Origin of the sequence: Streptomyces sp. N35, assembly GCF_016464295.1 — a bacterium.
In the GTDB taxonomy this organism is placed as follows: Bacteria; Actinomycetota; Actinomycetes; order Streptomycetales; family Streptomycetaceae; genus Streptomyces.
The window spans coordinates 1-3,287 of record NZ_JAEIMH010000149.1 but is presented as its reverse complement, the minus strand read 5'-3'; the positions used below and the strand labels follow the sequence as shown (position 1 = coordinate 3,287).

4 protein-coding genes are annotated in these 3,287 nt (G+C 71.3%); 1 reads left to right on the top strand and 3 read right to left on the bottom strand.

The window, feature by feature from the left end; translation table 11 throughout:
- Positions 1–941, bottom strand: a 941-nt coding sequence (locus JAO81_RS40520; RefSeq protein ID WP_199553027.1) for an LLM class F420-dependent oxidoreductase, incomplete at its 3' end; no start/stop codon positions are given.
- Positions 942–1,094: 153 nt separating this feature from the next.
- Positions 1,095–1,937, bottom strand: a complete 843-nt coding sequence (locus JAO81_RS40515; protein WP_199553021.1) for a hypothetical protein — start codon at positions 1,935–1,937, stop codon at positions 1,095–1,097.
- 323 nt (positions 1,938–2,260) lie between these two features.
- On the opposite strand from JAO81_RS40515, the gene JAO81_RS40510 reads away from it, so the two are divergent.
- The gene (locus tag JAO81_RS40510) at positions 2,261–2,920 is read left to right on the top strand and encodes a class I SAM-dependent methyltransferase (protein WP_199553020.1); all 660 of its coding nucleotides are present in this window, start codon (positions 2,261–2,263) and stop codon (positions 2,918–2,920) included.
- 25 nt (positions 2,921–2,945) lie between these two features.
- On the opposite strand, the gene JAO81_RS40505 is transcribed toward JAO81_RS40510, so the two are convergent.
- Positions 2,946–3,287 (bottom strand): hypothetical protein (locus JAO81_RS40505; RefSeq protein WP_199553019.1); only part of this gene is annotated, 342 nt, incomplete at its 5' end.

Sequence of the window (3,287 nt, the reverse complement as noted above, 5' to 3'; positions counted from 1 at the left end):
GGGCCCTTGCCCCACAACTCCAGGCGTCCCGCGATGCGTTCGCGCGGGCCGACGAGGGAGATCTCGTCGGCGAAGGCGTCCGGGACGGCAAGGACCGCCTCTTCCTTGCGGCCCTGCGCGAAGAGCTCCTGGATGTGGCGGGCCTCGTCCCCGTATCCCATCCGGGCCATCAGATCGGCGTGGAAGTTCTTCGAGGCGTGCCCCATGCCGCCGATGTAGAAGCCGAGCATCGCCTTCACCGGCAGCAGACCGGCCGAGACGTCGGCACAGACCTGCGCGCGCGCCATCGGGGCGATACGGAAGCCCTCCGGCAGTTCGGTGAGCGAGGCCTCGTAGACGTCCGTGCGCAGTGGCGACCAGTACAGCGGCAGCCAGCCGTCCGCGATCCGGGTCGTCTGCGCGATGTTCTTGGGGCCCTCCGCGCCCAGGAAGATCGGGAGGTCCGCGCGCAGGGGGTGGGTGATCGGCTTCAGCGGCTTGCCGAGTCCGGTGCCGTCCTCGCCCGCGTACGGGTGGGAGTGGAAGCGCCCCGGCAGGCTCACCGGACCTTCCCTGCGCAGGACTTGGCGGATCACGTCCACGTACTCGCGGGTCGCGGTGAGCGGGCTCTTGGGGAACGGGCGCCCGTACCAGCCCTCCACCACCTGCGGTCCCGACAGGCCGAGCCCCAGCATCATCCGGCCGCCGGAGAGGTGGTCGAGCGTGAGCGCGTGCATCGCCGTGGCGGTCGGCGTGCGGGCGGCCATCTGGGCAACTGCCGTGCCCAGCTTGATGGTCGAGGTCTGCGAAGCGATCCAGGTGAGCGGGGTGAAGCAGTCGGAGCCCCAGGCCTCCGCGGTCCACACCGAGTCGTAACCGAGCCGCTCGGCCTCCTGGGCGAGCGGAACGTGTTCGGGCTTGGGGCCGCGTCCCCAGTAGCCGAGGGTGATCCCGAGCCGCATCCCTGCCCCCTTCACTTAGCTGACGATCCGTCAGCTGCGGGCACTGTAAGGGGTGTGCGGAGACAACACAACGGGCGTCCGGGAACGACGGCGGCCCTCCGCCTGCCAGAGGCGGAGGGCCGTGCTGTCGTGCGTGCGGTGCTTGTGCCCGGCTCAGCCGCGCTGGATGCCCGTCGTGTCCTGGAGCACACCGCGGCGGCCGTCCTGGGTCTGGGCGATGAGGCCCGGACCGCGCTGCTCGACCGCCAGGTACCAGGTGCCGGGGGCGAGTTCGGCGATCGGGGTCGGGTTGCCGTCCTCGCCGTACAGCGGACGCGGCACCGGCACCGCGAACCAGAACGGGGAGAAGTCGCCCTGCGCCGCCGGGGCGGCGGCCTGCTGTGGACCGGGCTGCGTGGGGGCCGCGCCGGGCTGGCCCTGCTGCGGGTAACCGCCCTGCGAGGGCTGCTGACCGTACGGCGCCTGCGGCTGACCCTGCTGGGCGCCCGGGTAGCCGTAACCACCCTGCGGCGGCTGGCCGCCGTACTGCGGGGCGGCCGGGCGGGGGGCGCCCATGAGGGGGGCCTTGAGGGCGGGGACCATGTTGGTGGCGATGGCGGCGCCGGCGAGGACGAGAGCGGCGATGAGGCCGAGGATCATGCCGGTGCCGGCGTCGATCTGATCCGTGGGGAAGCCCTCGGCGGCGTCGAGGTAGCCCGGCAGGTCGAACATCTTGAAGAGCGCGCTCAACGCCGAAACGATCGTGAAGGCGACGCCGATCTGGCTGAGGTCGAGCCCTGCGACCTTGCGGGCCGGCTGCTGGGCGCGGCCCACTGCGATGAGCAGCGCACCGATGATGCCGATCAGGTACATGCTAAGCAGGAGGTTCCCGTCGTCCCAAGCCGTGGGGGCGTCGTCACCCTCGTCGTCGAACGTACCCAGGAAAGAGGCGATGAACAGCAACACCGCTGCTGCGATCACCACGCCGTCGCCTCGTGTCAGAGAGCGGAAATTCACTTCAGGTCCTTCATCGTCGTCGAGTCGTCGGTGGGCGTCGCTGTCGCCGGTGCGCGGGTGCGGAGCGCGGGCAAGATCCCGGTGGCCCCCCATCGTACGGATGACACTATCGCCCGATCAGCCAAGGTGTCTGCTCGGTATAAAGACCCCGGGTCTCTACCCGGCTGTGAGAAAGGAGATGCGGGACCGCGCTATTGGTTCCCGATGAGATGCGGCAGCATGGTCGATCTCCGGAACTGGCGTACGCGTACGACGATTACGCACAGGACCCGCACAACACCCGCCCACCCCCTCGCTGTACGAGCGCCGCAACGGAGGCCCCGATGACCGCGACCCCCGCGACCCCGAAACCCGAGGTGCGCGCCGCCTTCGAGGCCGCGAAGGGTTTCATGCCGCTCGACGAAGGGCTCGCCCTCTACGCGGCGGCCGTCGAGGCCGGAGCGCTCGGTCTTCCGCTGCTCGAAGTGGGCACGTACTGCGGGCGTTCCACGATCCTGCTCGCCGATGCCGCCCGCCGGGCCGGGGTGACGGCGCTCACCGTGGACCACCACCGGGGGAGCGAGGAGCAGCAGCCGGGCTGGGAGTACCACGATCCCGAGGTCGTCGACCCCGAGCTCGGACAGATGGATACGCTTCCGACTTTTCGCCGCACTCTTCACGAAGCGGGACTTGAGGATCATGTCGTGGCGCTGGTGGGCAAGTCCCCGCAGGTGGCCCGGGTGTGGGGCGGCTCACTGGGGTTCGTGTTCATCGACGGTGGTCACACCGACGAGCACGCCGTCGCCGATTACGAGGGCTGGGTGCCGCATCTCGCCGAGGGCGGGCTGCTCCTGATCCACGATGTCTTTCCGGACCCGGTGGACGAGTTCACCGGGCAGGCTCCGTACCGCATCTATCTGCGCGCCCTGGAGTCCGGCGCGTTCACCGAGGTCTCGGCCACCGCGTCGCTGCGGGTGCTGCGGCGGACCGGGCCCGGTATGTGAGGCGTCCCTCTGCGGGTGCGGGTGCTCAAGGCCGCGGGATCGGCAGTTCCCGCAGCGGGTCGCCGCCGTCGATGAAGAGCCGGGCGTCCGCCGTGGTCGCCAGGGCGATCCGGCGCAGCATCCGCTCCCCGGCCGGGGGATGGCGCCCGCCCAGGGCGCCGACGCGGACGGCGAACACCAGGTCGTAGGGCTCCTCGTCCGGCTCCAGGACGAAGTCCTCGCCGGGGACCCGGCGGACGCTCATCCGGCCCGACGCGATCTCCTGGTGCGCGGCGGGCGTCGCCTGGGCGATCGCGGTGGCGGACCGGGCGACGGCCAGGATGTGGCCGGGGGGGGGCCGCTGCGGGGCCGCCCCCGCCGCGGCGCC